The sequence below is a fragment of the Lysobacter sp. ISL-50 genome (assembly GCF_018612875.1).
Classification (GTDB): Bacteria; Pseudomonadota; Gammaproteobacteria; order Xanthomonadales; family Xanthomonadaceae; genus Lysobacter.
The window spans coordinates 12,793-37,818 of the sequence record NZ_JAGGRI010000033.1; the positions used below are offsets into that span (position 1 = coordinate 12,793).

Here is a 25,026-nt window from a genome sequence, read left to right on the forward strand (position 1 = left end):
GTACGGCTCCGGGCAATAAGAAAAGTGCGGAATCAATCGTCGTGGTGGGTAATCATCAGGACGTAGCCGTCCGGGTCGCTGACCCGGAACTCGCCCTTGGGACGGTAGAACGGATAGGCCATCTCGCCGGCCTGCATGCCGGCGGCGAGCACGCGTTCGCGCATCGCCGCGACGTCGTCGCAATAGAGGTAGAACAACACGCCCTGGACGGTGTCGTCGATCGGGGCGTCGGCCTTGACCAGCATGAACTGCGCGCCGCCCGGGCTTTCCAGCCAGGCCCAGACCGGGTCGTCGCCGCTGCCGGGCTCATGATGGACGTCGCCGACGCGGAAGCCGAACACCGTATAGAAATCGATCGCCCGCGGCAGGCTGGCGACGTGGACCAAGGGCACGAAGGCGCGTGCGCTCGCCGTGGTCATGGCCTGCTCCCTGCAATGGCGCTGCGCATCCGCCCTCTCCCGGCGTGAAGATCGCCGGAGTGTAAACCGGCGGCCGCGGCGGTTCCCGGGCGGATGGTCATGCTCGTGGTGGGCTTTGGGACTCGGGACTCGGGACTCGGGACTCGGGACTCGCAAAAGCGTAACGCTGGCAGTGGGAGCCGGCAGGCTTTCCCGATTCCCGATTCCCGATTCCCGATTCCCGAGTCCCGAGTCCCGAGTCCCGAAGCCCGAAGCCCCCATGCCTTTCGTCAGGGGCTCCTATCGCCCCCATCGGGTAGGCTTCCAGGTTCCTTTTGACGAGGTTCGTACGATGAAGCATCCCCTCGCCGTGGCCCTGGCCGTGGCCCTGATCGCCACCGTGCCGGGCCTGGCCCACAATGCCCAGGCCCAGACGAAGACCGACAAAGCCGTGACCCAGACCACTGCCTCGACCGCCGCCGCATCCAGCGCGAACCCGTTCTTCCAGCTCAGCCCGCTGCCGCTGCACTTCCCGCAGTTCGACAAGATCAAGGACAGCGATTTCGCTCCGGCCTTCGATCGCGGCATGGCCGACCAGATCAAGGAAATCGAGGCGATCGCGAACAACGCCGACGCCCCGACCTTCGACAACACCCTCCTGGCGATGGAGCGCTCGGGCCAGATCCTCAGCCGCGCCGGCGCGACTTTCTTCAACCTCACCGGCACCGACACCAATCCGACCCGCGAGAACCTGCAGCAGCAATACGCGCCCAAGCTGGCCGCGCACCGCGACGCGATCTCGCTGAACCCGAAGCTGTTCGCGCGGATCAAGAGCCTGTACGACCAGCGCGACAAGCTGGGCCTCGACGCCGAGGGCGTGCGCCTGGTCGAGCGTTACTACTCCGACTTCGTGCGCAGCGGCGCCAATCTGAACGACGCGCAGAAGACCCGGCTCAAGGCGATCAACGCCGAACTGGCCGAGCTGGGCGCGAAGTTCAGCAAGAACGTGCTGGCCGAGGTCAAGGAATCGGCGATCGTCGTCGATACCAAGGAAGAACTGGCCGGTCTGTCGGAAGAGCGCATCGCCGCCGCCGCCGAGGCCGCCAAGGGCCGCAAGCTGGAAGGCAAGTACCTGCTGACCCTGCTCAACACCACCGGCCAGCCGCCGGAAACCGACCTGACCAACCGCGCCCTGCGCGAGAAGCTGCACAAGGCTTCGATCGTGCGCGGCAGCCGCGGCAACCAGTACGACAACACCGCGATCGTGTCCAAGGTCGTCACCCTGCGCGCCGAGCGCGCCAAGATGATGGGCTACCCGAACTACGCGGCCTACGTGCTGGAAGACGAAACCGCGAAGAGCCCCGATGCGGTCAACAAGATGCTCGGCCAGCTCGCCCCGGCCGCGGTCGCCAACGCCAAGCGCGAAGCCGCCGACCTGCAGGCGATGATCGACAAGGAACAGGCCGCCAAGGGCGAGAAGAGCTTCCAGCTCGAGCCCTGGGACTGGGCGTTCTACGCCGAGAAGGTGCGCAAGGAAAAGTTCGCCTTCGACGAAGCCGAGCTCAAGCCCTACTTCGAGATGAATAACGTGCTGGAAAACGGCGTGTTCTACGCCGCCGGCCAGCTCTACGGCCTGAAATTCAAGCAACGCACCGACCTGCCGCTGTACCGCGACGACGTCACCGCCTACGACGTGTTCGACGCCAACGGCAAGCAGCTGGCGATCTTCATCGCCGACATGTACGCCCGCGACAGCAAGCGCGGCGGCGCCTGGATGAACTCCTACGTGGAGCAGTCCGAGCTGTTCGGCACCCTGCCGGTCGTGGCCAACCACCTCAATATCCCCAAGCCGCCGGCCGGCAAGCCGACGCTGATGACCTGGGACGAGGTCACCACCATGTTCCATGAGTTCGGCCATGCCCTGCACGGCATGTTCTCGAACGTGAAGTATCCGTACTTCTCCGGCACCAGCGTGCCGCGCGACTTCGTCGAGTTCCCCTCGCAGGTCAACGAGATGTGGGCCGACTGGCCGTCGGTGCTGGGCAACTACGCCAAGCATTACCAGACCGGCACGCCGATGCCGAAGGAACTGCTGGACAAGGTGCTGGCGGCGTCCAAGTTCAACCAGGGCTTCACCACCACCGAATATCTGGGCGCGGCGATGCTGGACCAGAACTATCACCAGATCGGCGAGGTCAGCCAGATTCCGGCGCCCAAGGACGTGATGGCATTCGAAACCGCCTCGCTGAAGAAAGACGGCATCTATTACCCGCCGGTCCCGCCGCGTTACCGCACCCCGTATTTCAGCCACATCATGGGCGGCTACGCGGCCGGTTATTACGCCTATATCTGGTCCGAGGTGCTGGACGCCAATACCGTGGAATGGATCAAGCAGCACGGCGGCCTGACCCGCGAGAACGGCGACCGCTTCCGCGCCACCTTGCTCTCGCGCGGCGGCAGCAAGGACGCCCTGCAGCTGTTCCGGGACTTCTCCGGCCACGATCCGCAGATTCAACCGCTGCTGGAACGCCGCGGCTTGACCGCGCCGGCGCAGGCTCAGGGCTCGAAGAATAAATAATTCAGCCCGACCCGACGGGTCTTAACAAAAAAGGCCGTCCACCTGTCCGGTGGGCGGCCTTTTCTGCGTTTGAGGCCACATAGACACACCGGATTCGTTATCTCGATCTAAATATCGAGAATTACTTCCGCATTATTTACCTGCTTTTTATGAAGCCCGATCTATGTCACATTAGGTTTCAAGGGAGCCCCATTAACCTGATATTGGATATCGACGGCACTGTTTCCATAAGAAAGCAGCTTGGAGTTCGATCAACAGGGGACATCAGGATGGCCGCTATCTCAGCAGTTCATTCCGGCAGTTCGAACCACTGCGCCGACAATCGCAACAACCGCCGCATCGCTGTGGTCGAACGCGATCCGAATCTGCGCCAGCAGATTCTGCATTCGCTGCAGATGCGCCAGTTCGCGATCGTCGAATGCGCCAACGCCACCGCGCTCTACCGCAACCTGCTCAGCGCGCCGTGCGACATCGCGGTCATCGCCAGCGATCTGCCCGACGACAATCCACGCACCGTGGCGCTGCATCTGCGCCAACACTCCGACATCGGCATCGTCATGCTCGACGCCGACCTCGCCAACGGCGCTCAGTCCGAGTCGTTCCACGATTTCGCCGACGCTTGCTTCGCCAAGCCGGTCGATCTCGACGGCCTGGCCGCGGTGATCACCGCCATGCACAGCCTCCAGCACCACATGCGCGCGATGCCCACCCGCGCCAGCGCCGGACAGCCGGATTGGGAACTGGCCCTGGACGGCTGGACGCTGCGCACGCCCGACGGCGCTTCGATCGACCTGAGCGCGCCCGAACGCAGCGTGTTGATGCGTCTGGTCAACACCGGCGCCGGCGGCCATCCGGTGTCGCACGACAGCCTGATCGGATCGCTGACCAGCGACGTCTACGACTTCGATCCGCACCGTCTGGAGATGCTGATCTATCGGCTGCGCAAGAAAGTGGCGGTGATGAGCCCGCTGCCGTTGCCGCTGCGCGCGGTGCGCGGCATGGGTTACCTGTGCACGATCATCCGCGCCAACAACTGAACCGTTCAGCGCCGCGAGGCGCATCACAACGCTTGAACGCAAGACGGCGGCCTCACCGGCCGCCGTTTTTTTCGCTCGCGCGCGCTGCAATTAGCGTGAGCGGCGGTGAGTGTGTTGCGTGATTCACGCGCCTAGCCTGCGATCGCCGAGGGCTGATCGTGCCAGCGAACGCGGCAGCCAAGGCGTCGGGGGACGGGGGACATCATCGGGGCCGCATCGCTCCGGATCGGTTGCAACCGCTTTCGCATGCGCTCAATCCCATCGAATGCCTATCGGCCTACCGCACACGCAGACGGAGGCTGTCATGACCAGGCTCGACACGAACCAACGCAAGCACACGTCCACCTCTTCCACGTCCGCACGCGCGAAGCTCCTGCGCGCATCGGTGTTGAGCTGGTGCATAGCCATCGGCATGACCGCCCTGCCCGCGACCGCGGCCGAACTCGCCGCCGGCGTCTCGCCGGATCTCGAAAGCGTTGAATCCCAGCCTGTCGCCGACAGCGGCGAAGAATCCGCCACCAGCGATCAGGCGCTCGACAGCGAAGCGCCGCTGCTGCCGCTGGTGTTCGACGGCATTCCCAATCGCGACACCTGGAGCTCGGCCAGCGCCTTCGACGGCGGCATGGTCTCGCCGATGAGCGTGATCGAACCGCCGCCCGCCTTGAACAACACCCTGCCCGGCATCAGCGCCTACCTGAGCAACTGGCTGCTGGGCAACGATTACCAGGCCTGCGGCCTGCTCGGTTCGGGCTGCCTGACCATCGACCGCGCCAACTTCAATTACTCGTACCTGTCGCTGATCCTCAATCTGGTGCAGGCGCCGAACGTGCTCGATCTGGACGGCAACCAGCCGGCCAACCACTTGACCCTGATCGGCGCGGTGCAGTCCGACAGCTACATCCAGTTCCAGGACAGCAACTACACCGGCAACAACAACAGCGCTTCGTGCGTGATCATCGGCCTGGCCTGCACCTGGCAGACCAACGCGGCGCAGAACAACCAGACCATCATCGGCGACGGCAGCTACGCCAACGGCTCCAACACCATCGTGATGGGCACCAACGCGCGCCACCAGTTGCCCACCATCACCGCCGCCGCGGCCGGCTTCACCGGCGGTCCCGACACCAACTACGCCGCGCGCCTGGGCAATTCGGTGGTGATCGGCGACAACAGCTTCGGCAACGCCAATCGCCAGACCATCCTCGGCTTCGGCGCGACTTCCACTCACGCCAACAGCGTCGCCCTCGGCGCCGGTTCCTCCACCGCGGTCGGCGCGCAGGCCGCTTACGCCGCCTTCGGCCTGATCGCGCCGCAGACCTCATCGGGCGAAGTTTCGATCGGCTCGGCCGGCGCGACCCGCAAGCTCACCAACGTCGCCGCCGGCAGCAGCGGCACCGACGCGGTCAACCTCGCCCAGTTGCAGGGCGCGCTGTCCACCGCGGCGTCCGACCCGTTCTCGGTCAAGTACGACGACCTGGGCGGCACTCCGGATTTCGCCAACGTCACCCTGCAAGGCCCGGGCGGCACCACCGTGTCGAACCTGCGCGCCGGCCTGATCGCCGCCGGCAGCACCCAGGCGGTGAACGGCAGCCAGGTGTCCGCGATCAGCCAGTCCAACGCGCAACATCTCGGCGGCGGCGCCACGGTGGCGGTGGACGGAACGATCGCCGCGCCGAACTACGTCATCGAAGGCAACGGCTACAACAACGTCGGTTCGGCCCTGGCCGCGATCGACACCGGCCTGGCCAACGCGGACGCCTTCGCGGTGCAGTACAACGACGACGGCGCCGGCAATCCGGACTACGGCGCGATCACCCTGCGCGGCCCGGCCGGCACCGGCACGCTGATCGGCAACCTGGCCGCGGGCCAGATCGCCGGGGGCAGCCTGGAAGCGGTCAACGGCGGACAGATCTTCGCCATCGGCGGCGCCACCGCGGCGGTGTTCGGCGGCGGCGCCGCGTTCAATACCGGCGGGACCTTCACCGCGCCCAACTACGTCATCGGCGGCACCGGCTACAACAACGTCGGCGCCGCGCTGGCCGCGCTCGACAGCGGCCAGAGCACCGGCAACGCCTTCGCCGTGCAATACGACGACGACGGCGCCGGCAATCCCGACTACGGCAACATCACCCTGCGCGGACCGGCCGGCACCGGCACCGTGCTCGACAACCTCGCCGCCGGCCAGATCGCCGCCGGCAGCCTGCAGGGCGTCAACGGCGGACAGATCTTCGGCCTGGGCACCTCGATCGCGAATCTGTTCGGCGGCGGCTCGGTGTTCAACGCCGGCGGCACCTTCACCGCGCCGAATTATCTGATCGGCGGCAACACCTACAACGATGTCGGCTCGGCGCTGACCGCGCTGGACGGCAACATCAACGGCGCCAACGCCTTCGCCGTGCAGTACGACGACGACGGCGCCGGCAATCCCGATTACGGCAACATCACCCTGCGCGGCCCAGCCGGCACCGGCACCGTGCTCGGCAACCTCGCCAACGGCCAGATCGGCGCCGGCAGCCTGGAAGCGGTCAACGGCGGGCAGTTGCACACCATGGGCAGCGACCTGGCGTCGATCTTCGGCGGCGGCGCGCTGTTCAACAGCGGCGTCTTCGGGGCGCCGACCTTCACCGTGCAAGGCAGCGGCTACCAGAACGTGGGCGCCGCCTTCGCCGCCGTCGATGCCAGCCTGACCAACATCAACAACCGCATCGACAACCTGCCGCCGGCGACCACATCCGATCCGCGCATCGCTATCGACGGCACCGGCAACGCCTCGGTCGCGGCCGGCTCGCGCGGCGTCGCGGTCGGCGCCAGTTCCAGCGCGGGCGGCGATCACGCTACCGCGATCGGCGGCGACAGTTACGCGGCCGGCGCCAACGACACCGCGATCGGCGGCAACGCCCGCGTCAACGCCGACGGCAGCACCGCGGTCGGCGCCAACACCACCATCGCGGCCGGCGCCACCAACGCCGTCGCGGTCGGCGAAGGCGCCAGCGTCAGCGCGGCCGGAGCGGTCGCGCTGGGCCAGGGCGCGGTGGCCGATCGCGCCAACACGGTCTCGGTCGGCAACGCGGGGCAACAGCGCCAGGTCGTCAACGTCGCGGCCGGCAGCCAGGACAACGACGCGGTCAATGTCGCCCAGCTCAAGGCCTCGCAGAACGGCACCGTGCGTTACGACACCAACGTCAATGGCAGCGTCAACAACACTCAGATCACCCTCAACAACGGCGGCGCGGCGGTCACCATCCGCAACGTCCGCGCCGGCGTGTCCAACACCGACGCGGTCAACGTGCAGCAGCTCAACGAAGGCGTGAACCGCGCGATCACCGTGTCCAACACCTACACCGACAACTGGGGCAACAGCCTGCGCCGCGAGATCGGCCAGCTCGACGACAAGGCCAGCGCCGGCGTCGCCTCGGCGATGGCGGTCGCGGGCCTGCCGCAGTCGTACATGCCGGGCAAGAGCATGGCGGCGATCGCGGCGAGCAGCTTCCGCGGCGAGACCGGTTTCGCGATCGGCGTCTCGACCATCACCGAGGACGGCCGCTACGTCTACAAGCTGTCGGGCAACAGCAACTCCAGGGGCGATGTCGGCGTCACGGTCGGCGCGGGCATCGTCTGGTAATCGCTCTGGCCACAGGGATCTCCCCCCGGCGGCCCACGAGCCTCGGCTCGCAGGCCGCCAGGCCGCCCGGAGCGATCCGGGCGGCCTTCTTGTTTGCCGGCGCGGACGCGGCGCGATGCCGCGCCTGCGCCGTTTGCCTCGACAGGCCCGGACGTGGATCGACGGTGTCGGGCCCGCAACCGCGCGTTCCGGACCGGCCCTTGGATCGCCGCTCCCTCGCCGCCATCTCAGAGCCGTGAATCGACGCCAGCCATCGCCGCCCGCATGAATTCCTCCATCGCCCACGACACCCACACCGCCGCGCAAGCGCTCTACGACTGGCTGCGCCCGCACCGGCGGGTGTTCGTGCTGACCGGCGCCGGCATCAGCACCGACTCGGGCATTCCGCATTACCGCGACGAAAGCGGCGCCTGGCAGCGCAAGCCGCCGATCGACCTGCGCGCCTTCGTCGGCGACGCGAGCGCGCGTTCGCGCTACTGGGCGCGCAGCTTCGTCGGCTGGCCGTCGTTTTCCGGCGCGCGGCCCAATGCCGGACACGACGCGCTGGCGCGCTGGCAACAGCGCGAACCCGATCATGCGCTGGTGACGCAGAACGTCGATGGCCTGCACGCGCGCGCCGGCAGCCTCGACGTGGTCGATCTGCACGGCTGCCTGGACGAAGTGATCTGCCTGGACTGCGGCGCGCGGCAAGCGCGCGAAGCCTTGCAGCAGGAACTGGCGCAACGCAATCCGGATTGGGTCGGCCTGGACGCGGCCGCCCTGCCCGACGGCGACGCCGATCTGCAGGGGCTGGACTTCGACCGCTTCCACGCGCCGGTGTGCGCGCAATGCGGCGGCATGGTCAAGCCCGATGTGGTGTTCTTCGGCGAGAACGTTCCGCGCGCGCGGGTGGCGGCGGCGCAGCAATCCCTGGCCGAAGCCGACGCGATGCTGGTGGTCGGCTCGTCGCTGATGGTCTATTCCGGGTTCCGCTTCGCCCGCGCGGCGCGCGCGGCGGGGTTGCCGTTGGCGTTGCTCAATCGCGGGGTGACTCGGGCGGATGAGATCGCGACGTTGAAGTTGCAGGCGGATTGTGGGGCTACGTTGCAGGCGGTGTTGGCTTGATAGATAGAACGCGGGGGCTGAGCGAAAAGCATCGGGCCTGAAGGGCCCTCCCACAACAATCCCATCGGTCACGGCGCTCGCGAAGCGCCGAGGTCTTTTGTGGGAGGGCCTTTCAGGCCCGATGCTTTTCGCTCAGCTCGCACCGAACCCCGACCTCAAGGCCCCTTGACCGGCGCGATCCGGCTCTGCTCCAGGAACAGCTTGCGCGCCGCCACGCCGATGTCCGGCTGGTCGATGAAGAAACCCTGCACTCCCAGCGAATACCACTGCAGCGCTTCGCCGAGCGCGCTCTGATCGACGCCGTTGGCGGTCTGGGTCAGGAACGGCTCTTCGGCGCGCAGCGTGTACGGATGCACCTGCAACCCCAGCGCCAACGCGCGGCCCAGCAGCGGATGGATGAAACCGGTATTGCGCGTGCTCAACAGCGCACGGCCGTCGGCGTCGGCATCGCGCTTGGCCGGCAACGGCGCGCGCAGAATCACGCTGCTCTTGGACGGCCCCAGGCCGGAGACGTAATTCGCCTTCATCCAGGTCAAGGCCGCGGTTTCGGTCAGCGCCGCGAACGAGGTCCTGGCGTCGATACCGCCGGGAATCGCCGCGATCAGTCCGCCGTAGATCGCGTCCAGATCGGCCTTATGGCCGGCGTTGTAGACGAAATCGTAAGGCCGGTCGCGTTCGAAATCGCCGTACAACTGCACCAGCGGCAGGTCGATGCCGGCCTTGGGCAGGATGCGCTGCTTGAGTTCGATCAGATTGGCGACTTCGAAACTCTGGATATACACCCGCCCCGGATCGGTGAAGCCTTCCGCCACCAGCGTGGCGACCAGCTTGTCGCCGAGCGAGAGGTGGATCGGCGATCCGTCCAGGTGCGTGCCTTCGCGGGCGAACCAGGTCGGGTGCTTGGTCTCCGGGTAGATGCCGATGACGCGGCCGTCGCGGCTCTCCTGCCTGGCCAGCGCGATCACTTCCTTGAACGTGGCGATCGGGAACTGCCCGTCGAAGCGGGTGTTGCCCGGGCGGATCTGCGCGATGCGCTCCTTCGCCCGCAGCGTCTTGAGTTCGGCGAGGGTGAAATCCTCCGTGAACCAGCCGGTGAGTTTCTCGCCGTCGATGGTCTTGCTGGTCTTGCGATCGGCGAACTCGGGATGGTCGGCGACATCGGTGGTGCCGGAGATCTCGTTTTCGTGGCGCACCACCAGTTCGCCGTCGCGGGTCGCGACGAGGTCGGGCTCGATGAAGTCGGCGCCCTGCCGGATCGCCAGGCGGTAGGCCTCGAGCGTGTGCTCGGGGCGATAGCCGCTGGCGCCGCGATGGGCGATCACGATCAGGCCCTGCTGGCCCAGGACGGTGGCTCGGTCGGTCATCGGCGTCTTCGCGGGCGTGGGAGCGGAAGCGTGGGCGGCGCTCGCGGCGCACAGCGCCAGCGCGGCCAGCGACCGGCGCAGGCTCGGCCGGGTCAGGAGATGAAAGTGCGGCATTGCGGGATCCTACCTTGTCGTACAGGGCCAGAGAGCGGCGGCCAGGCGCCGCCGCTTCAGTCTGCCGCGACCGCATGACAGGCAGGCGGGAGCGGGCGACGACCCGCGACCGGGTCGTCGCCCGCGTCGATCACTTGTGACTGGCTTCGCCGACCGCGACCACGGTGACCGTTCCGCCGCCGGCGGTGATGAAGATGCGGTCCGGACTGCCTTTGCCGCCCGGATACACCTCGATCGTATTGACGCTGCCCTTGACCTTCTGCGCGAGGATGTCGTCGCCTGCGAGCACCCCCAGCCACTGATTGACCTGATCGCCGGTCACCGGCTCGGTCTCCCCGGCCAGCGTGGAAATCTCCTCGATCACCGCTTCCGCCTGCACAGGGTTGGCGAGCTTGGCGATCTTCTTGGGATTGACGTCGTTGACGAACTGGTACGGCATAGAGCCTCCTGCGGGTATCCGCATTCGATGGCCGGCGCGCCGGCGGCGCCCGGCGCGAGGCCGCGCCGCGCCGTGCGTGGGCACGATCGCCGCGGCCGGCCTCGCATCCAGCACAACGTCCGCCGGCCGGGCTGCGTGAAGCGCCCGGCCCGCCGAAGCCGATGCGGCGCCTCCATGCGCCACCGTCCGCCGCGCGCCCGCGCAGCCGCTATGATGCGGCGGTCATTCGGAAGGAGCGCTCGATGAGCCTGGTTGCCAAGATCCTGCGGCACAAGTCGGTGGAACAGCTGCAAGCCGAAGCGGGCAAACGCTCGGACTTCCGGCGCGTGCTGGGGTTATGGCAGCTCACCGCGATCGGTATCGGCGGCATCATCGGCGTCGGCGTGTTCGTGCTCGCCGGCCATCAGGCCGCGGAGAACGCCGGCCCGGCGGTCGCCCTGGCCTTTCTCATCGCCGGCATCGCCAGCGCCGCGGCGGCGCTGTGCTACGCCGAGTTCGCCGGGATGATCCCGGTCACCGGCAGCGCCTACACCTACAGCTACGCGACCCTGGGCGAACTGGCGGCGTGGCTGATCGGCTGGGACCTGCTGCTGGAGTACGCCTTGATCGTCGCGGTGGTGGCGATCGGCTGGTCCGGCTACGTGCAGGTCCTGCTCGAAGGCATGGGCATCCATCTTCCGGTGTGGGCGCAAGGCGCGATCGGCACCGGCGAAGGCCGCGTGTTCAACGTGATCGCCGCCGGCGTCACCCTGGCGGTGTCGGCGCTGCTGGTGTTCCGCACCGAATGGGGCGCGCGCTTCAACACGCTGGTGGTGGCGATCAAGATCGTCGCCGTGTTGCTGGTGATCGGCGTGGGCGTGTTCTACATCGACACCGCCAACTGGGTTCCGTTCATTCCCGAGCGCGTGGTCGATGCCAACGGCGTCGGCCACTTCGGCTTCGCCGGCGTCGGCACCGCCGCGGCGGTGGTGTTCTTCGCGGTGTTCGGCTACGACACCCTGACCACGGCGGCGGAGGAATCCAAGAATCCGCAGCGCGATCTGCCGCGCGCGGTGCTGCTGTCGCTGGGCGTGTCGATGGCGCTGTACCTGGCGGTGTCGCTGGTGCTGACCGGCATCGCCCACTACTCCACGCTCGACGGCGACGCGCCGGTGTCGGACGCCTTCGCCGCGCTGGGACTGCCGTGGGTGGCGAAGGCGATCGCGTTCTCGGCGGTGATCGGCATCGCCAGCGTGTTGTTCGCCTTCATGCTGGGCGCGGCGCGGATCTGGTTCTCGCTGTCGCGCGACGGCCTGCTGCCGGGCTGGTTCGCCAAGATCCATCCCAAGTACGGCACCCCGCATCGTCCGACCATCGTGCTGGGCGTGTTCACCGCGCTGGTCGCCGGCTTCCTGCCGATCGGCGAGGTCGCCAAGCTGGTCAACATCGGCGTGCTTTCGGCCTTCATCATCATCTGCGCGTCGGTGTGGGTGCTGCGCGTGCGCAAGCCGGACCTGCAACGATCGTTCCGTACGCCGCTGGTGCCGGTAATCCCGATCATCGGCATCGGCTTCTCGATCTGGCTGCTGTCGGAACTGGCGGCGATCACCTGGCTGATCTTCTTGATCTGGGTGTCGCTGGGGTTGCTGGTGTATTTCGCCTATGGCATCCGGCATTCGAAGCTGGCGCTGGAGCGGCAGGGCTGAGGCGACGGCCGGGCTGCTGTTTCTGTGGCTCGGCCTTCCTGTTTTAGTACGTCACCCGCTCGTTTTGTTTGACTCGTCATTCCCGCGAACGCGGGAATCCAGCGACTTTCGTGCCAGTTCGCGCAAAGACACTGGATTCCCGCCTTCGCGGGAATGACGGTTTCAGGGTGCTGCTGCTCGCGAAGATCGCACCCTACCGCGGTGCGACGTACCCCCCCGGCACGCCGTCCGGCGACAGCACCAACTGCCACAGCTGCGCATGCCGGCTGCGGAAGGTCGCCATCGAGGCGGCCAGATAGAACCGCCACATGCGCCGGAAGCGCTCGTCGTAGCGCGCGTCCAGTTGCTCCCAGGCGCGCTCGACGTTGTCGCGCCAGGCCTGCAGGGTCAGGTCGTAGTCGGCGCTGAAATTATGCCAGTCCTCGATCACGAACCGGCCTTCGACGTGCTCGGCGATCTGCCGCGCCGAGGGCAGCATCGAATTGGGGAAGATGTACTTGGCGATCCACGGATCGGTATGGGTCACCGAGCGGTTGCCGCCGATGGTGTGCAGCAGGAACAGGCCGCCGTCGGCGCTGTCGCGGTCCAGGCAGCGCAAGGCGACATCGAAGTAGCTGTCGTAGTTCTTGACCCCGACATGCTCGAACATGCCCAGCGAGAAGATGCGGTCGAAGCGCTGGTCGAGGTCGCGGTAATCCTGCAGGCGGAATTCGATCGGCAGGCCCTTGCACAGATCGCGGGCGAACTCGGCCTGCTCGTGCGACACGGTGATGCCGACGCCGACGATGCCGTAACGCTCGGCGGCGAATTTCAGCGCCTCGCCCCAGCCGCTGCCGATGTCCAGCACGCGCATGCCCGGCTTGAGGCCCAGCTTGCGGCAGACCAGATCGAGCTTGGCCTCCTGGGCCGAATCCAGATCGCGCAGGGGCTGGCCCTGCCGGTCGCGCCAGTAGCCGCAGCTGTAGACCAGGCGCTTGCCGAGCATGGCCCGGTACAGATCGTTGCCCAGGTCGTAGTGGCGCTCGCCGACGGTGAAGCTGCGGCGGTGGCTCTGCAGGTTGATCAGGTGCGCGCGCAGGCCGTCGAGGATCGCCGCCCAGCCGTGCACCTGCTCGTCCACGTGCGCGCGCAGCAGCCGCAGCAGCAGTTCGTCCAGCGCCGGCGCATGCCAGATCCCGTCCATGTAGGTTTCGCCGAGCCCGAGCGAGCCCTGCGCGGCCACGCGCACATAGAATTCGTCGTCTTCGACCTGGATGTCCCAGGGCCGGTCGCCGCCGATGCGCACATCGGCCAGCGCCAGCAGACCTTCGACTCGTTTACGTAGCGGCGCCAGGGGCATGACGGCCTCGATCGGGGGTCGGTGAAGTGCGGTGCGTTACGGCTTGCGCTGCGCCGATGTGAAGCGTTGCGCGCTCGTCCTGAGACGACGTTCCTGTCGCGGCGTCCGGTGCTGCGGCGCCGCGCTGCGCGGTGTTTGCGCATGGCCGCACGATAACAAATGCGGCTTGGGGCGATATGCCGAATCGTGTGGTTTTCGGCGAACGCTGAGTTGCGTTTCTGGCTTCTCTCCGCTCCGCGTCATAGCCGGCAACGTCGAACGTGGCGGCCCTCATCCGCCCCCGCCTTCGCGGGGGCAGGCCCTACGGACACCTTCTCCCGCAAGCGGCAGAAGGGAATGCTCATGAAGGCGGAACTCAGGCCCCGCCGACGAACAGCGGCCGATACGCCGGCGCCAGATGCGGCAGCAATACCGCGGCCGGCACCTCGACCATCTGCGTGCCGTCCGAATACGGGCCGACTTCGTAGGGGGCGAACACGAACTTCAGGCCGCTGAGCTTGCCGTCGGCCGAACGCATCGGTTCGAACATGGCGAAGTTGGCCGGATCGGCGGCGGTGCCGTCGTCGATCATGCGGCCGCCGGTCTCGATCTGCTCGGCGCGCACGGCCGGGGCCAGATCGTCGGCGTCGATGCGCTGCGACAGGGCCGAGTGCAGTTGCTCGCGCACATAACGCGAGACCGCGTCCCAGCCGGTCTTGTCCGGGATCAGTTCCTCGGCCTTGAGCAGCTTGTTCTGCTTGGGCAGCCAGACGAAGCGCGCGATCAGCGGCGCGGCGTGGGCGCCGCCGGTGTAGCTGCTGCCGTCGGCGGATACCGCCGCCATGTCGGGCGCATCGACGACGTCGTCGAAGGTCAGCGACAGCTCGTACGGCGAGGGGTTTTCCTTGGCGGTGCGCCCGTTGGCGGCCTCGATGAGTTCGCTGCGCGCGTTATCGGCGTAGCGCTTGAGCTCGCGCGCCAGCCCCGGGTACTGGGCGGCCTTGGTGTTGTAGGTGATGCCGACCACGTAGTTGGGCGTGGTTTCGACCACTTCCTTGAGCTCGACCGGTCCGGCGTCGGTCGCGACCGGCGCCGGCAGAGCGGTTCCGGGCGTGACGGCCGGCGCGGTCGTGGCCGGCGGCGGCGTGGCTTCCTTCTTGCAGGCCGCCAGGGCCAGGGCAAGCAGACAGACGGCGGTGACGCGCTTCATGCAGCAATCCTTTTAGTCGGACGTCCATTGGATGTTTCGCGCGACATTATCGCGCAATGCGTGACGTCCACATCTAGATCGCGGACCGCTGGGCCATGCGGTCGCGGCCGCTCAGCCGCGGGTTTTGGATCTGTTCACCACTCGCTGCGATGCGGCAGCAGACCCTGCAGTTCGGCGTCGGTGAGATTGCGCCACTGGCCGGGCTTGAGGTGGCCGAGCTTGACGTTGCCGATGCGCGAGCGCAGCAGTTGCTTGACCCGGAAGCCGAAGTGCGCGGCCATCAGGCGGATCTGCCGGTTCAGGCCCTGCACCAGCACGATGCGGAAGCCGAAGCGGCCGAGCTTGCCGGTCTTGCACGGCAGCGTGGTCTGGCCGTGGATCGGCACGCCGCGGCTCATGCCGCGCAGGAATTCGTTCGTGACCTCGTGGTTCACCGCGACCAGGTATTCCTTTTCCAGCTTGTTCTCGGCGCGCAGGATCTCGTTGACGATGTCGCCGTTGCTGGTCATCAGGATCAGGCCTTCGGAATCCTTGTCCAGGCGGCCGATCGGGAATATGCGGCGGTCGTGGCCGACGAAATCGACGATGTTGTCCTTGACCGTGGACTCGGTGGTGCAGACCACGCCGACCGGCTTGTTGAGGACGATGTAGACGTGCTGGCGCTTGCCCTTGACCGCCACGCGCGCGCGCACGATCTCGCCGTCGATGCGGACCTCGTCGCCCTCGCCCACCTCGCTGCCGACGCGGCCGCGGATGCCGTTGACGGTGACCCGTCCTTCGGCGATCAAGCCGTCGGCCTCGCGGCGGGAGCAGAAACCGGTATCGCTGATGTGTTTGTTCAGGCGCATGGCGGAAGCATGCCGGAAAACCGGCCGGCGGGATGTCGGGGGGCGCGTAGGCTGGCACAGACGCCGCGGATTGGCGAGCGCGGGAGCGTTGGGGGGGGGGTGGTTTTTGCGCGGATCGATTCATCCGGCGGGGGGGCGTCGGCAAAGCGCGGCCGACTGAAGGATCGATGGGCCGGGTGCCCCTCCCCGGCCTCCCCGCCCTCACCCGAAGCATCCCCCCCTTTGAAAAAGGGGGGGCAGGGGGGATTTGCTTTTGCTTCTACCCACGAAAAGCAAATCCCCCGCGCTACCGATTCGTCTGCATCCAAGCTTGCGCCGGGCGCCGCCCCCTTTTTCAAAGGGGGCAACGGTTAACGCCAGCCTTCAAGCCAGCAACTGCGAATATTCCGCATGCCGCTCGGCCCAGGCCGCCGCGTATGAGCAGGCCGGGCGGACCTTGTAGCCCGCGCCGCGCGCGTATTCGAACGCCGCCTTGACCAGATCGCTGGCGATGCCGCGACCGCCGATCGCCTCGGGCACGCCGGTGTGGGTGATGACGAGCTGATCGCCGCGCATCTGATATTCGAGCAACGCCTGGACGCCATCGACCTCGACGGTGAAGCGCTGCGACTGCGGTTCGTGTTGTACGGAAACGGCCATTGAACAGTCCTGTGCGATAGGGGCGACACCGGAATCGCCGCGAGGTGGCGACTCCGGCCTGCGCGCTCAGCGGTTGTCGCGCTTGCCCTGGTTGTGCCGGTCCTGGGTGCTGTTGGAACCCTGGATCGCGTCCATCCGGCTCTCGGCCGCATGCAGTTCGCCGGCCTTCTGCGCCGCGCTCTCCGACTGCGGGCCGGACTGCGGCACCTGGCCGTGGTGCGAGTCGAGCTGCTGCCACGGCTGCGCCCCACGCGCCTGTTCGTGCTTGGCTTCCAGCAAGCGACGGGTGTTTTCCAGCGCCTGTTCAGCGGTGATGTGGGAACCGCCGCCGCTGCCTTCGTCGTCGGAACCGTCGTCGTCGCTGTCCTCGGCCGATGCGGTGGCCGCCGCTTCGTCTTCGCGCTGCGGCGCAACGTCGGCCTTGCGAGCCTGGGATGCGTCGCCTTCGGCCTCGACCGCGGTCTGCGCCGCGCCTTGAGCGGCGACGCTGGCGGCCGCGGCCTGCGGCTTGGACTCATGCGATTGCGGCAACAGCGCGGGCGCGGCCGACTCCGACGCCACCGCCGCGGCCGCCAGCGAGCCGGCCGGCACCGCCGACGGCGCTTCCGCCTTGGGCTTGGGCTTGCGTTGCGCCTTGGGCTTGCTCGGCGCGGCCGCGACCTGATCCTGGAACAGATCAACCGGAGCCGGCGTCGCCGCGACCGCGGCGCTGGCCGACGGCGTCGGCTGAGCGCGCTTGGACACGGGCTTGGCCTTGGCCGGTTCCGACGCCGCGGGCTGCGTGGCCGGGGTCGGCTTCGCGGGCTTCGGCGCGACTTGCTTCGGTGCGGCCGATGCAGCCGACTTGGGCGCCACCGGCTGCACGGCGGGCTTGCTCACCGTCTTCTTCGCCGCCGGCGCAGCAGTCTGCTTCGCCACCGTCGGCTTGGCGGTCGGCTTGGGCGCCAGCGCCTTGGGCTGCGGTGCGACGGATTTCTTCACCACGGCCGGCTTGGCCGCGCTCTTGGTCATTACGGACTTGCCCGGCGCCGGCTTGGCCGCGACCGGCTTGACCGCGGCACGCTTGTTCGCGACCGGCTTGGCCGCCTGCTTCAGCACCGGCTTGCGCGCGGCCGGCTTGGGCGCGACGCGCTTGGCGGCGGGCTTGCGCGCCGCGACTTTCTTGGCCGCGACTTTGCCGCTCGCGGTCTTCTTGACGACGGCCTGCTTGCTCGCGCTCTTCTTCGCCGCGCTCTTCTTCGCGATCGGCTTGCTCGCCTTCTTCGCCGCGGCCTTCTTCGCCACCGGCTTCTTGCCTACCACTTTCTTGCCTACCACTTTCTTGCCTGCGACTTTCTTGCTGGACGCCTTCTTGGCCACCGGCTTCTTGCTCGCGACCTTCTTCGCAGCCGCCTTCTTCACCGCCGGCTTGCTCGCCGCGGCTTTCCGGGCACCTGCCGTTTTCTTGGTTACCGCCTTTTTTACAGCGGTTTTCTTGCTTGCCGCGGGCTTGGCCGGCTTGCTCGCGACCTTCTTCGCCGCGGCCTTGCCGGCGGACTTGGCCGCGGCGGTTTTCTTCGCCGCGCGCTTGGCCGCGGGCTTCGCGGATTTACCCGCGGACTTGCCGACTTTCTTGATCGCCATACTTAACTCCTCGTCGAAGTGTTCCGAATGCGCGAATGATAGCGGCTGCCCCTGTACCCACATCAGCCTGTGCGTAAACGCGATCACCGTGTTAGCACGCGCAACCTTCATGGCGGGTGAGCGAACGTGAGCATCGCCGGATCGTGTCGCGGGTGAGCGGAAGTGAGAGTCGCCGCATCGCGTCACGCGACTGATCATGATCGGCCTGTGTTGACCTCTCGCGTCACTTTTTCGCTCGTCAAGCTAGGGAAAACCCTGGCACGGAATATGCGTGGAACTGTGCGTAAGTCCACATATGAACTGAGCAGGGGGTTGCAGATGACCAGGCATATCGACCAGTACAGCGACGACGCCCACACCAGCGCCGTCATCGCCCGCCTCTACGAACTGGCCCGCGGCGGGGAAGCCGACGACGCCGAACTGCGCGAACTCGATGCCGAGATCCAGGCCGGCCTGGCCGCCGCCTACGGCGAGAGCGACCACGCCTTCGAGCGCTCGATGGCGGCCTGAGGCCCGCGACGCCGGGCCGATCGAATCGCGTCAACGAACGACGGCGGCCCAGGCCGCCGTCGTCTTATCTCCGCAAGCCCCCGCACGGGCCGCGCCGGAACTCAGCCGAAGAACCCCGGCAGGCTCGGGCTCGCCAGCTTCTGCAGGAAGCGCAGGCCCAGCCCCGGCTCCATCAACAGCACGAACAGCAGGCCGTAGATCGCGCCGGACAGGTGCGCGTTGTGGTTGATGCTGTCGCGGCCGCGCTTGTCCATCCAGTAGGAATAGCCGATGTAGGCGACGGCATAGATCACCGCCGGCACCGGGATCACGAACACGATGATCCAGCTCCACGGATCGACCAGCACGAAGGCGAACAACACCGCCGACACCGCGCCCGAAGCTCCCAGGCTGACGTAGTTGCCGTCCTTGCGATGGCGCAGGTAGCTCGGCAGGATCGCCACCACGATCGCCGACAGGTAGAACAGCACGAACATCGCCTGCCCCACCAACTGCGCGAACACGCCCTCGACCGCGCGGCCGAAGAAGTACAGCGTGATCATGTTGAACAGCAGGTGCATCCAGTCGGCATGCACGAAACCGTGGGTCAGCAGGCGGTCGTACTGGCGGAAGCGCTCCACGCCCGGCGGCCACAGCACCAGGCGTTCGAAGATGCGGCGTTTCTCGAACGCCTGCCACGACACCAGCACGGTCACGGCGATCAGGATGAAGGTGATCATGGTCGGGTCTGGCTCGTAAGGTTCACGGAGAGTCCGGCGCGGCCGCTCAGGCCGCGCGGTAGTGGTCTTGCATCGGATAGGTGCGGGCGTACAGCCCGAACGCGGCCGCGGCGAGGAAGGCGAAGCCGGCGAAGAAGAACATCAGGAACGCGTTCTCGCTCAGGCCGGTGGAGGCGATGTGCGAGATCACCGCGTCGTTGCGCACCGCCGCGTTGGTCAGCATCACCCACAGATTGCCGAAGGTGCTGGTCAGGTACCAGAACGCCATGATCACGCCCTTCATCGACGGCGGCGCCTGACTGTAGGCGAACTCCAGCGCCGTCGCCGAGACCAGAATCTCGCCGAACGTCAGCAAGATGTAGGGAATAATCTGCCATGCCAGCGACATGGGGTGCCCGGCGTCCATATACAACTGAATAGTCGCCGCGACGATCCACGACAACCCCGTGACCGCGATACCGAACCCCATCCGCCGCAGCGGCGTGGGATTGAAGCCCACCCGGCGCAAGGCCGGGTACAGGACCAGGTTGTTGAACGGGATCAGCAGCATCACCAGCAATGGATTGATCGCCTGCATCTGCGAAGCCGCGGCCTTGGCCCCGCCCTCGCCGGAGATCAGCCAGTTCGGCCACCACCACAGGTCGGTCGGCACCACCATGCGCTGGCCCTGCAGCACCCAGGTCGAGGCCTTCTGGTCGAACAGCGACCAGAACGGGGTCACGAAGGCGAACACGATCAGAATCCGCAGCACCGCGCGCGCGCCGTCCACCGCCGCGGCCGGATGCGTGCCGCGCGCGCGTTCGAGCTGCAGCGACACGCCGTAACCGCCGAAGCCGATCAGCAGGCCCAGCGCCATGCACGCGCTCTTGACGAAGCCCAGGCTCGGAATCAGCGCCAGCGCGCCGGCCGCGAGCGCCACGCCGATCGCCGCCACGGCCACGCCGGGGTTGCCCTGCCCGGCGACCTTGGCGGTCAGCGCGGTGCGGGCGACGTTGAAGAACGAATCCGGGTCCGGCGCCTGCCGGCTCGGCGGCACCATCACGTAGTAATTGCGGCCCAGCCAGAAGATCAAGGTGGCCAGGAACATCAGCGCGCCGGGAACGCCGAACGCCACCGCCGGGCCGTAGTCGCGCAGGAAGATCGGCATCAGCAGGGAGGCGAACAGCGAGCCGAAGTTGATCGTCCAGTAAAACGCATCGAACACCAGCTTGGCCTTGTGCTTGTTGCTCTGGTCGAACTGGTCGCCGCAGAACGACACCACCAGCGGCTTGATGCCGCCGGCGCCCAAGGCGATCAGGAACAGGCCGGTGTAGAAACCGGTCTGGTTGTGCTCGAACAAGGCCAGGCAGGCGTGGCCCACGCAGTACACCAGCGAGAACCAGATGACGGTGTTGTACTTGCCGAAATAGCGGTCGGCCAGCCAGCCGCCGAGCAGCGGGAAGAAGTACGTGCCGATCATGAAGCTGTGGAACACTTCCTTGGCCATGTGCTCGCGCTCGGCCAGGCCCTCGGTCGAGGCCAGCAGCAGCGTCCCGACCAGGAACGAGATCAGGATGCTGCGCATGCCGTAGAAGCTGAAGCGCTCGGCCGCCTCGTTGCCGATGATGAAAGCGATCTGGCGGGGCATCTTGCCCTGCGAATCGGCGGGGACGGTGGCGGCTTGGCTCATCTACGGCGGTCCTGTGCGGGTCGGGTCGCGCATTCCATGCGAAAGCCCGGGCGCAGCGGCGCCCGGACGGTCCAGCCCCACAGCCTAACCGATCGGCCCCGCACCCGGTTTGGCCGCGCCCGGCGGCGCGCCGGCCGTCGCCGCGGCGCCGTTCAGATGGCCGATCCGCAGCTCGTATTCGAAGTTCTGGATCATGCGGCCGTAGGCCTCGTCCTCATCGCTGCCGTAATTGGCGCCGACCACCACCCGGTGCTTGCCCGGGGGCAGCGGCGGCAACAGCGCCCAGCAACCGTCGGCCGCGGCGTGGTGGCGGGACTTGGGTCCTGCCGCGGGCCGGAACCGCGCTGCACGGCGAAGGGGTCGAAGCAGCGCGCCCAGCGCCATCAGCACCGTTCATTCCTCCGGCACGATGCCGCCGACCTGCGTGCCCGCCGGCGCGTTCGCTACGCGGGTTTCCGACTTCGCGGGCGCCGATTTCGTGCTCGCGGCGAGTGCCGGCAGCGACAGGGTCAGGCCGAGGGCGAGTGCGGCGATGAGGCGTGCCGCGCGCGGCTCTCTGGGCAACGCTGCTGCACGGAAGATGCTTCGAAACGGGTACGTCTGCATTTGATCGGCGTCCATTTTGATCTGCGGGCTTTCGCGGCAATGGCGAGCTGGTTTTTCAGCGCCGTTGCACCGACGCCTACGCCCACTCGCTCAAGCCTTCGCGCTGATACAGCGTGGCGAAGCCCGGCCGCGCCTTCATGCGCCGCGCGAACTCGCCCAGATGCGGCCATTCGTGCGCGGGCTTGGGCATCTTGCGGGTCCAGCGCATCAGCATGGTCAGGTAGAAATCGGCCGCGCTCAGGCGCTCGCCGAGCAGATACGGCCCGTGCGCGGCCAGTTGTGCGTCCAGCCGTTCGCAGGCGTCCTCGATCCGCGCCTGCGCGCCGGCCCGCACCGCGTCGTCGTCGGCCTGCAGGTCCCACGGATACCACCACAGGCGCAGCGGCGACTGCAGCGTGCTGGCCAGATTGAACATCCACTGGTCGTACTGCGCGCGCCGTGGATCGTCGAGCGCCGGCGCCAATCCGGCTTCGGGATGACGATCGGCCAGGTACATCGCCAGCGCCGCGGCTTCGTAGCGCGGCTGGCCGTCGACGATCAGCGTGGGCACCACGCCGTTGGGATTCATCGCCAGATACTCGGCGCTCTTGTGCGCGCGCGCGTCCATGTCGACCGGACGCAGCTCGTGTTCGATATCCATCTCGATCAACAACCAATGGACCAGCAGGCTGGCGGTGCCCGGCGAGTAATACAAGGCGTACATGGCGAAGGTATCCAGACAGGACGGATGCGAAGTCTAGACCACGCGCGGGCACGGCCGCAGCCCGTCCCGTCCGCGCGCGCAGGCGGTCGCGATGACTCCTGTCACCTCGTGTCAGCTGGCTAAAGAATCCGCAAGCGCGGCCGCACGCGATCCCGTAAATTAGGCCGCTCGCGACGCCGCAAGGCGCCGATCCGCATCCCGCCGCCACGCCGGCCCGTCTCGGGTCGGCGCACGATCAGGAATCGCCGCATGTTCACGCGTTCCCCCCTGACGCTCTGCGCCCTGTGCTTCGCGATCGCGCTGGGCGGCTGCGACTCGGTCAACAAGGCGTTCGAATACGCATCGCAGCGCGAACGGCCGCAAGACCCGCCCGCCGCCGCACCTGCGGACACCGCGGTGCCGCCGCGGCCTTCGCCGCCTGCCGTCGAACCGACCCCGACCGAGTCCACCCCAAGGCGCGCGTCGGCCGTCGCCTCGCCAGCGCCTCCTCCCGCGGCCGCGCCGCCGGCGCTCAAACCCATCGTGCCGGTCGTGCCCGCCTACACCGGACCCGAGGGCGAAGCCGGCCTGATCCAAGGCGTGCGCGACGGCTATCTGCGCGAAGCCCGCCGCAGCGATCTGCAGCAGTGGCAGAGCAGCCAGCGCGGCGTCGATGCGCGGCGCGACGAATCGTCCTCGGGCTTCGCCCTGCACAACGCTTACGTGGTACTCAAGCCATATCGGCTGCCGACCGGACTGTACGGCGCGCACAGCGCCCGCTTCTACGTTCCGCGCGGCGTGGAGCGCCCGACCGGAGAGTTGGGGCACTCGGTGATCTACGACTTCAACACGCTCACCTGCAATGGTGCGACCTGCAATTTCGAATAACCCCTTTCCGCTCGCTGGATGTCCGCAATGACCGACCGTCTGTTCCATTCTCCCCTGCTGTCCCGCGGCCTGCTGCCGCTCGCCCTGAGCTTCGCCCTCGCCGCTCCGGCGATGGCCGCGCCCGAGCCGCTGACCACCGTCTCCGAACGCAGCGGCTTCGTCAAAACCGGGCGCTATCAGGAAGTGATCGAGCTGTGCGCGCAGTTCGCCCAGCGCTATCCCGACGCGGTGCGTTGCGAAGACTTCGGCACCACGCCCGAGGGCCGGCCGATGAAGGTGCTGGTGGCGACCCGCAGCGGCGCGTTCACGCCGCAGCAGGCGCAGGCGAAGAATCTGCCGGTGCTGCTGATCCAGGGCGGCATCCACTCGGGCGAAATCGACGGCAAGGACGCCGGCTTCCTGGCGCTGCGCCAGGCCCTGGACGGCGAAGCGGCCAAGGGCGCGCTCGACAAGCAGGTGCTGCTGTTCGTACCGGTGTTCAACATCGACGGACACGAGCGCTTCGGCCGCTGGAACCGCCCCAATCAGCGCGGCCCGGAGGAAATGGGCTGGCGCACCACCGCGCAGAACTACAACCTCAATCGCGATTACCTGAAGGCCGACGCGCCGGAAATGCAGGCCATGCTCAAGCTGTTCGAGCGCTGGGACCCGCTGGCCTACGTCGATCTGCACGTCACCGACGGCGCCAAGTTCGAACACGATGTGTCGATCCAGGTCGAACCCGTGCATGCCGGCGACGAGGCCCTGCGCAAGGCCGGCACCGCGCTGCGCGACGGCGTGATCGAGCGCTTGAACCGGAACGGCTCGATGGCGCTGTGGTACTACCCGTCCTTCGTCGAGTCCGACAACCCCGCCTCCGGCTTCGAAGACAGCGTGCCGCCGCCGCGTTTCTCGCACGGCTATTTCTTCCTGCGCAACCGCCTGGGCATGCTGGTGGAAACGCATTCGTGGAAGGACTATCCGACCCGCGTGCGCATCACCCGCAACACCATCGTCGATGTGCTGGACCTGGTCGCCGCGAACGGCGCCGACTGGCGCCGCACCGCGCTGGCCGCCGACCAGCGTGCGCAGGCGCTGGGCGGACAGAACGTCGCCATCGACTACAAGGCCGGCGACAAGATCCGCACCGTCGCATTCCGCGGCTACGCCTACACGCGCACGCCGTCGGACGTGTCCGGCGCGCTGATGACGCGTTACGACGAAACCAAGCCGGAAATCTGGAACATTCCGCTGAAATACGACATCCAGCCCAGCCGTCAGGTGCTCGCGCCGCGCGGCGGTTATCTGGTGCCGGCGGCGCATGCGGCCTGGGTCGCGGCCAAGCTCGACCAGCACGGGGTGAGCTATCGCCGCCTCGACAGCGCGCTCAAGCAGGCCCGGGTCGAAACCTTCCGCGCCGACAAGGCCGAGTTCGCCGCGCAGTCGGTCGAAGGCCATCAGCGCACCACGCTGAGCGGCGACTGGAAGGCCGAGACGCAGGACCTGGTCGCCGGCGCGCTGTTCGTGCCGATCGCCCAGCCCAAGGCGCGCCTGGCGATCGCGCTCCTGGAACCGCTGGCGCCCGATTCGCTGGCCGCCTGGGGCGAGTTCAACAACGCCTTCGAGCGCAAGGAATACATGGAGGATTACGTCGCCGAGGACGTGGCGCGCGAAATGCTCAAGGACCCGAAGGTCAAGGCCGAATTCGACGCCCGGCTGCAAAGCGATGCGGCCTTCGCCAAGAGCCCGCAGGCGCGCCTGGATTTCTTCTATCGCCGCCATTCGGCCTGGGATACGCGCTACAACCAGTACCCGGTGCTGCGCACGCAGTCGGTGCCGCGCTGATCGACCGCCCTAACCGCTGAACCGGCACAAAGGCGCGGGGCTCAGGCTCCGCGCTTTTTTTATCCGCGTATATGAGCCGATCGCTTATGCCCGGGCCCAGCGTGACCCGCGCGGATCGACCCACGCGCTATCCTGCCCGCATCCGTCCC

Annotated in this window: 21 protein-coding genes; 8 read left to right on the plus strand and 13 right to left on the minus strand. The window is 67.4% G+C overall.

What is annotated here, in order from left to right:
* Window positions 1-32: 32 nt before the first annotated feature.
* Complete coding sequence (locus J7J50_RS18075; protein WP_215057225.1) at window positions 33-419, minus strand: VOC family protein; 387 nt, start codon at window positions 417-419, stop codon at window positions 33-35.
* A gap of 331 nt (window positions 420-750) precedes the next feature.
* On the opposite strand from J7J50_RS18075, the gene J7J50_RS18080 reads away from it, so the two are divergent.
* From J7J50_RS18080 to J7J50_RS18095, 4 genes are all read left to right on the plus strand, one after another.
* Complete coding sequence (locus J7J50_RS18080; RefSeq protein ID WP_215057226.1) at window positions 751-2,976, plus strand: M3 family metallopeptidase; 2,226 nt, start codon at window positions 751-753, stop codon at window positions 2,974-2,976.
* Between the two features lie 269 nt (window positions 2,977-3,245).
* Window positions 3,246-4,013, plus strand: coding sequence for a winged helix-turn-helix domain-containing protein (locus J7J50_RS18085; RefSeq protein ID WP_215057227.1), 768 nt, complete (start codon window positions 3,246-3,248; stop codon window positions 4,011-4,013).
* 304 nt (window positions 4,014-4,317) lie between these two features.
* Complete coding sequence (locus J7J50_RS18090; RefSeq protein ID WP_215057228.1) at window positions 4,318-7,635, plus strand: YadA-like family protein; 3,318 nt, start codon at window positions 4,318-4,320, stop codon at window positions 7,633-7,635.
* A 264-nt stretch (window positions 7,636-7,899) separates the two neighbouring features.
* On the plus strand, window positions 7,900-8,739 hold the full coding sequence (locus J7J50_RS18095) for an NAD-dependent protein deacetylase (RefSeq protein WP_215057229.1): 840 nt from the start codon (window positions 7,900-7,902) through the stop codon (window positions 8,737-8,739).
* 155 nt (window positions 8,740-8,894) lie between these two features.
* Here J7J50_RS18095 and J7J50_RS18100 read toward each other — a convergent pair whose 3' ends face one another.
* Window positions 8,895-10,217, minus strand: a complete 1,323-nt coding sequence (locus tag J7J50_RS18100; protein WP_215057230.1) for a glycerophosphodiester phosphodiesterase family protein — start codon at window positions 10,215-10,217, stop codon at window positions 8,895-8,897.
* 130 nt (window positions 10,218-10,347) lie between these two features.
* A complete protein-coding gene (locus J7J50_RS18105) occupies window positions 10,348-10,656 on the minus strand; it encodes a hypothetical protein (RefSeq protein WP_215057231.1) in 309 nt (102 codons plus the stop codon).
* A gap of 242 nt (window positions 10,657-10,898) precedes the next feature.
* On the opposite strand from J7J50_RS18105, the gene J7J50_RS18110 reads away from it, so the two are divergent.
* A complete protein-coding gene (locus J7J50_RS18110) occupies window positions 10,899-12,341 on the plus strand; it encodes an amino acid permease (protein ID WP_215057233.1) in 1,443 nt (480 codons plus the stop codon).
* 193 nt (window positions 12,342-12,534) lie between these two features.
* On the opposite strand, the gene cfa is transcribed toward J7J50_RS18110, so the two are convergent.
* The 5 genes from cfa to J7J50_RS24880 all read right to left on the minus strand — a co-directional run bounded on the left by cfa (window position 12,535) and on the right by J7J50_RS24880 (window position 17,979).
* Window positions 12,535-13,680: a cyclopropane fatty acyl phospholipid synthase gene (cfa, locus tag J7J50_RS18115; protein WP_215057235.1), complete on the minus strand. Its 1,146-nt coding sequence runs from the start codon at window positions 13,678-13,680 to the stop codon at window positions 12,535-12,537.
* A 355-nt stretch (window positions 13,681-14,035) separates the two neighbouring features.
* Entirely contained in the window at window positions 14,036-14,869 is an 834-nt protein-coding gene (locus J7J50_RS18120; protein ID WP_215057237.1) for a DUF3298 and DUF4163 domain-containing protein, read from the minus strand.
* A gap of 134 nt (window positions 14,870-15,003) precedes the next feature.
* The gene (locus tag J7J50_RS18125; RefSeq protein ID WP_057943387.1) at window positions 15,004-15,717 is read right to left on the minus strand and encodes a pseudouridine synthase; all 714 of its coding nucleotides are present in this window, start codon (window positions 15,715-15,717) and stop codon (window positions 15,004-15,006) included.
* A gap of 363 nt (window positions 15,718-16,080) precedes the next feature.
* Window positions 16,081-16,356, minus strand: a complete 276-nt coding sequence (locus J7J50_RS18130; RefSeq protein WP_057943388.1) for a GNAT family N-acetyltransferase — start codon at window positions 16,354-16,356, stop codon at window positions 16,081-16,083.
* Between the two features lie 66 nt (window positions 16,357-16,422).
* Window positions 16,423-17,979 carry a histone H1-like repetitive region-containing protein gene (locus J7J50_RS24880; RefSeq protein ID WP_251044526.1) on the minus strand — a complete coding sequence of 519 codons (1,557 nt, stop codon included), beginning with the start codon at window positions 17,977-17,979 and terminating at the stop codon, window positions 16,423-16,425.
* A 318-nt stretch (window positions 17,980-18,297) separates the two neighbouring features.
* On the opposite strand from J7J50_RS24880, the gene J7J50_RS18140 reads away from it, so the two are divergent.
* A complete protein-coding gene (locus J7J50_RS18140) occupies window positions 18,298-18,489 on the plus strand; it encodes a hypothetical protein (protein ID WP_215057239.1) in 192 nt (63 codons plus the stop codon).
* 101 nt (window positions 18,490-18,590) lie between these two features.
* On the opposite strand, the gene J7J50_RS18145 is transcribed toward J7J50_RS18140, so the two are convergent.
* The 5 genes from J7J50_RS18145 to J7J50_RS18165 all read right to left on the minus strand — a co-directional run bounded on the left by J7J50_RS18145 (window position 18,591) and on the right by J7J50_RS18165 (window position 22,186).
* Window positions 18,591-19,208: a rhomboid family intramembrane serine protease gene (locus tag J7J50_RS18145; protein WP_215057241.1), complete on the minus strand. Its 618-nt coding sequence runs from the start codon at window positions 19,206-19,208 to the stop codon at window positions 18,591-18,593.
* Window positions 19,209-19,254: 46 nt separating this feature from the next.
* Entirely contained in the window at window positions 19,255-20,877 is a 1,623-nt protein-coding gene (locus J7J50_RS18150; protein ID WP_251044527.1) for an oligopeptide:H+ symporter, read from the minus strand.
* Between the two features lie 84 nt (window positions 20,878-20,961).
* Window positions 20,962-21,267, minus strand: coding sequence for a hypothetical protein (locus J7J50_RS18155; protein ID WP_215057243.1), 306 nt, complete (start codon window positions 21,265-21,267; stop codon window positions 20,962-20,964).
* Window positions 21,268-21,270: 3 nt separating this feature from the next.
* Window positions 21,271-21,498 carry a hypothetical protein gene (locus J7J50_RS18160; protein WP_215057245.1) on the minus strand — a complete coding sequence of 76 codons (228 nt, stop codon included), beginning with the start codon at window positions 21,496-21,498 and terminating at the stop codon, window positions 21,271-21,273.
* A 61-nt stretch (window positions 21,499-21,559) separates the two neighbouring features.
* A complete protein-coding gene (locus J7J50_RS18165; RefSeq protein ID WP_215057246.1) occupies window positions 21,560-22,186 on the minus strand; it encodes a glutathione S-transferase family protein in 627 nt (208 codons plus the stop codon).
* A gap of 249 nt (window positions 22,187-22,435) precedes the next feature.
* Between J7J50_RS18165 and J7J50_RS18170 the strand changes: the two genes are divergently transcribed.
* Together J7J50_RS18170 and J7J50_RS18175 are read left to right on the plus strand one after the other, a co-directional pair.
* A complete protein-coding gene (locus tag J7J50_RS18170; RefSeq protein ID WP_215057248.1) occupies window positions 22,436-23,053 on the plus strand; it encodes a hypothetical protein in 618 nt (205 codons plus the stop codon).
* 111 nt (window positions 23,054-23,164) lie between these two features.
* Window positions 23,165-24,877 (plus strand): M14 family metallopeptidase, encoded by a 1,713-nt coding sequence (locus J7J50_RS18175; protein ID WP_251044529.1) that lies wholly within the window; start codon window positions 23,165-23,167, stop codon window positions 24,875-24,877.
* The last annotated feature ends 149 nt before the right edge of the window (window positions 24,878-25,026 follow it).

Coding starts and splice junctions, on each gene's coding strand:
- J7J50_RS18165 (WP_215057246.1), bottom strand. CDS start 22,186: ATGTACGCCTTGTATTACTCGCCGGGCACCGCCAGCCTGCTGGTCCAT.
- J7J50_RS18075 (WP_215057225.1), bottom strand. CDS start 419: ATGACCACGGCGAGCGCACGCGCCTTCGTGCCCTTGGTCCACGTCGCC.
- J7J50_RS18170 (WP_215057248.1), top strand. CDS start 22,436: ATGTTCACGCGTTCCCCCCTGACGCTCTGCGCCCTGTGCTTCGCGATC.
- cfa (WP_215057235.1), bottom strand. CDS start 13,680: ATGCCCCTGGCGCCGCTACGTAAACGAGTCGAAGGTCTGCTGGCGCTG.
- J7J50_RS18130 (WP_057943388.1), bottom strand. CDS start 16,356: ATGGCCGTTTCCGTACAACACGAACCGCAGTCGCAGCGCTTCACCGTC.
- J7J50_RS18095 (WP_215057229.1), top strand. CDS start 7,900: ATGAATTCCTCCATCGCCCACGACACCCACACCGCCGCGCAAGCGCTC.
- J7J50_RS18160 (WP_215057245.1), bottom strand. CDS start 21,498: ATGGACGCCGATCAAATGCAGACGTACCCGTTTCGAAGCATCTTCCGT.
- J7J50_RS18140 (WP_215057239.1), top strand. CDS start 18,298: ATGACCAGGCATATCGACCAGTACAGCGACGACGCCCACACCAGCGCC.
- J7J50_RS18110 (WP_215057233.1), top strand. CDS start 10,899: ATGAGCCTGGTTGCCAAGATCCTGCGGCACAAGTCGGTGGAACAGCTG.
- J7J50_RS18090 (WP_215057228.1), top strand. CDS start 4,318: ATGACCAGGCTCGACACGAACCAACGCAAGCACACGTCCACCTCTTCC.
- J7J50_RS24880 (WP_251044526.1), bottom strand. CDS start 17,979: ATGGCGATCAAGAAAGTCGGCAAGTCCGCGGGTAAATCCGCGAAGCCC.
- J7J50_RS18175 (WP_251044529.1), top strand. CDS start 23,165: ATGGCCGCGCCCGAGCCGCTGACCACCGTCTCCGAACGCAGCGGCTTC.
- J7J50_RS18080 (WP_215057226.1), top strand. CDS start 751: ATGAAGCATCCCCTCGCCGTGGCCCTGGCCGTGGCCCTGATCGCCACC.
- J7J50_RS18150 (WP_251044527.1), bottom strand. CDS start 20,877: ATGAGCCAAGCCGCCACCGTCCCCGCCGATTCGCAGGGCAAGATGCCC.
- J7J50_RS18100 (WP_215057230.1), bottom strand. CDS start 10,217: ATGCCGCACTTTCATCTCCTGACCCGGCCGAGCCTGCGCCGGTCGCTG.
- J7J50_RS18085 (WP_215057227.1), top strand. CDS start 3,246: ATGGCCGCTATCTCAGCAGTTCATTCCGGCAGTTCGAACCACTGCGCC.
- J7J50_RS18145 (WP_215057241.1), bottom strand. CDS start 19,208: ATGATCACCTTCATCCTGATCGCCGTGACCGTGCTGGTGTCGTGGCAG.
- J7J50_RS18125 (WP_057943387.1), bottom strand. CDS start 15,717: ATGCGCCTGAACAAACACATCAGCGATACCGGTTTCTGCTCCCGCCGC.
- J7J50_RS18105 (WP_215057231.1), bottom strand. CDS start 10,656: ATGCCGTACCAGTTCGTCAACGACGTCAATCCCAAGAAGATCGCCAAG.
- J7J50_RS18120 (WP_215057237.1), bottom strand. CDS start 14,869: ATGAAGCGCGTCACCGCCGTCTGTCTGCTTGCCCTGGCCCTGGCGGCC.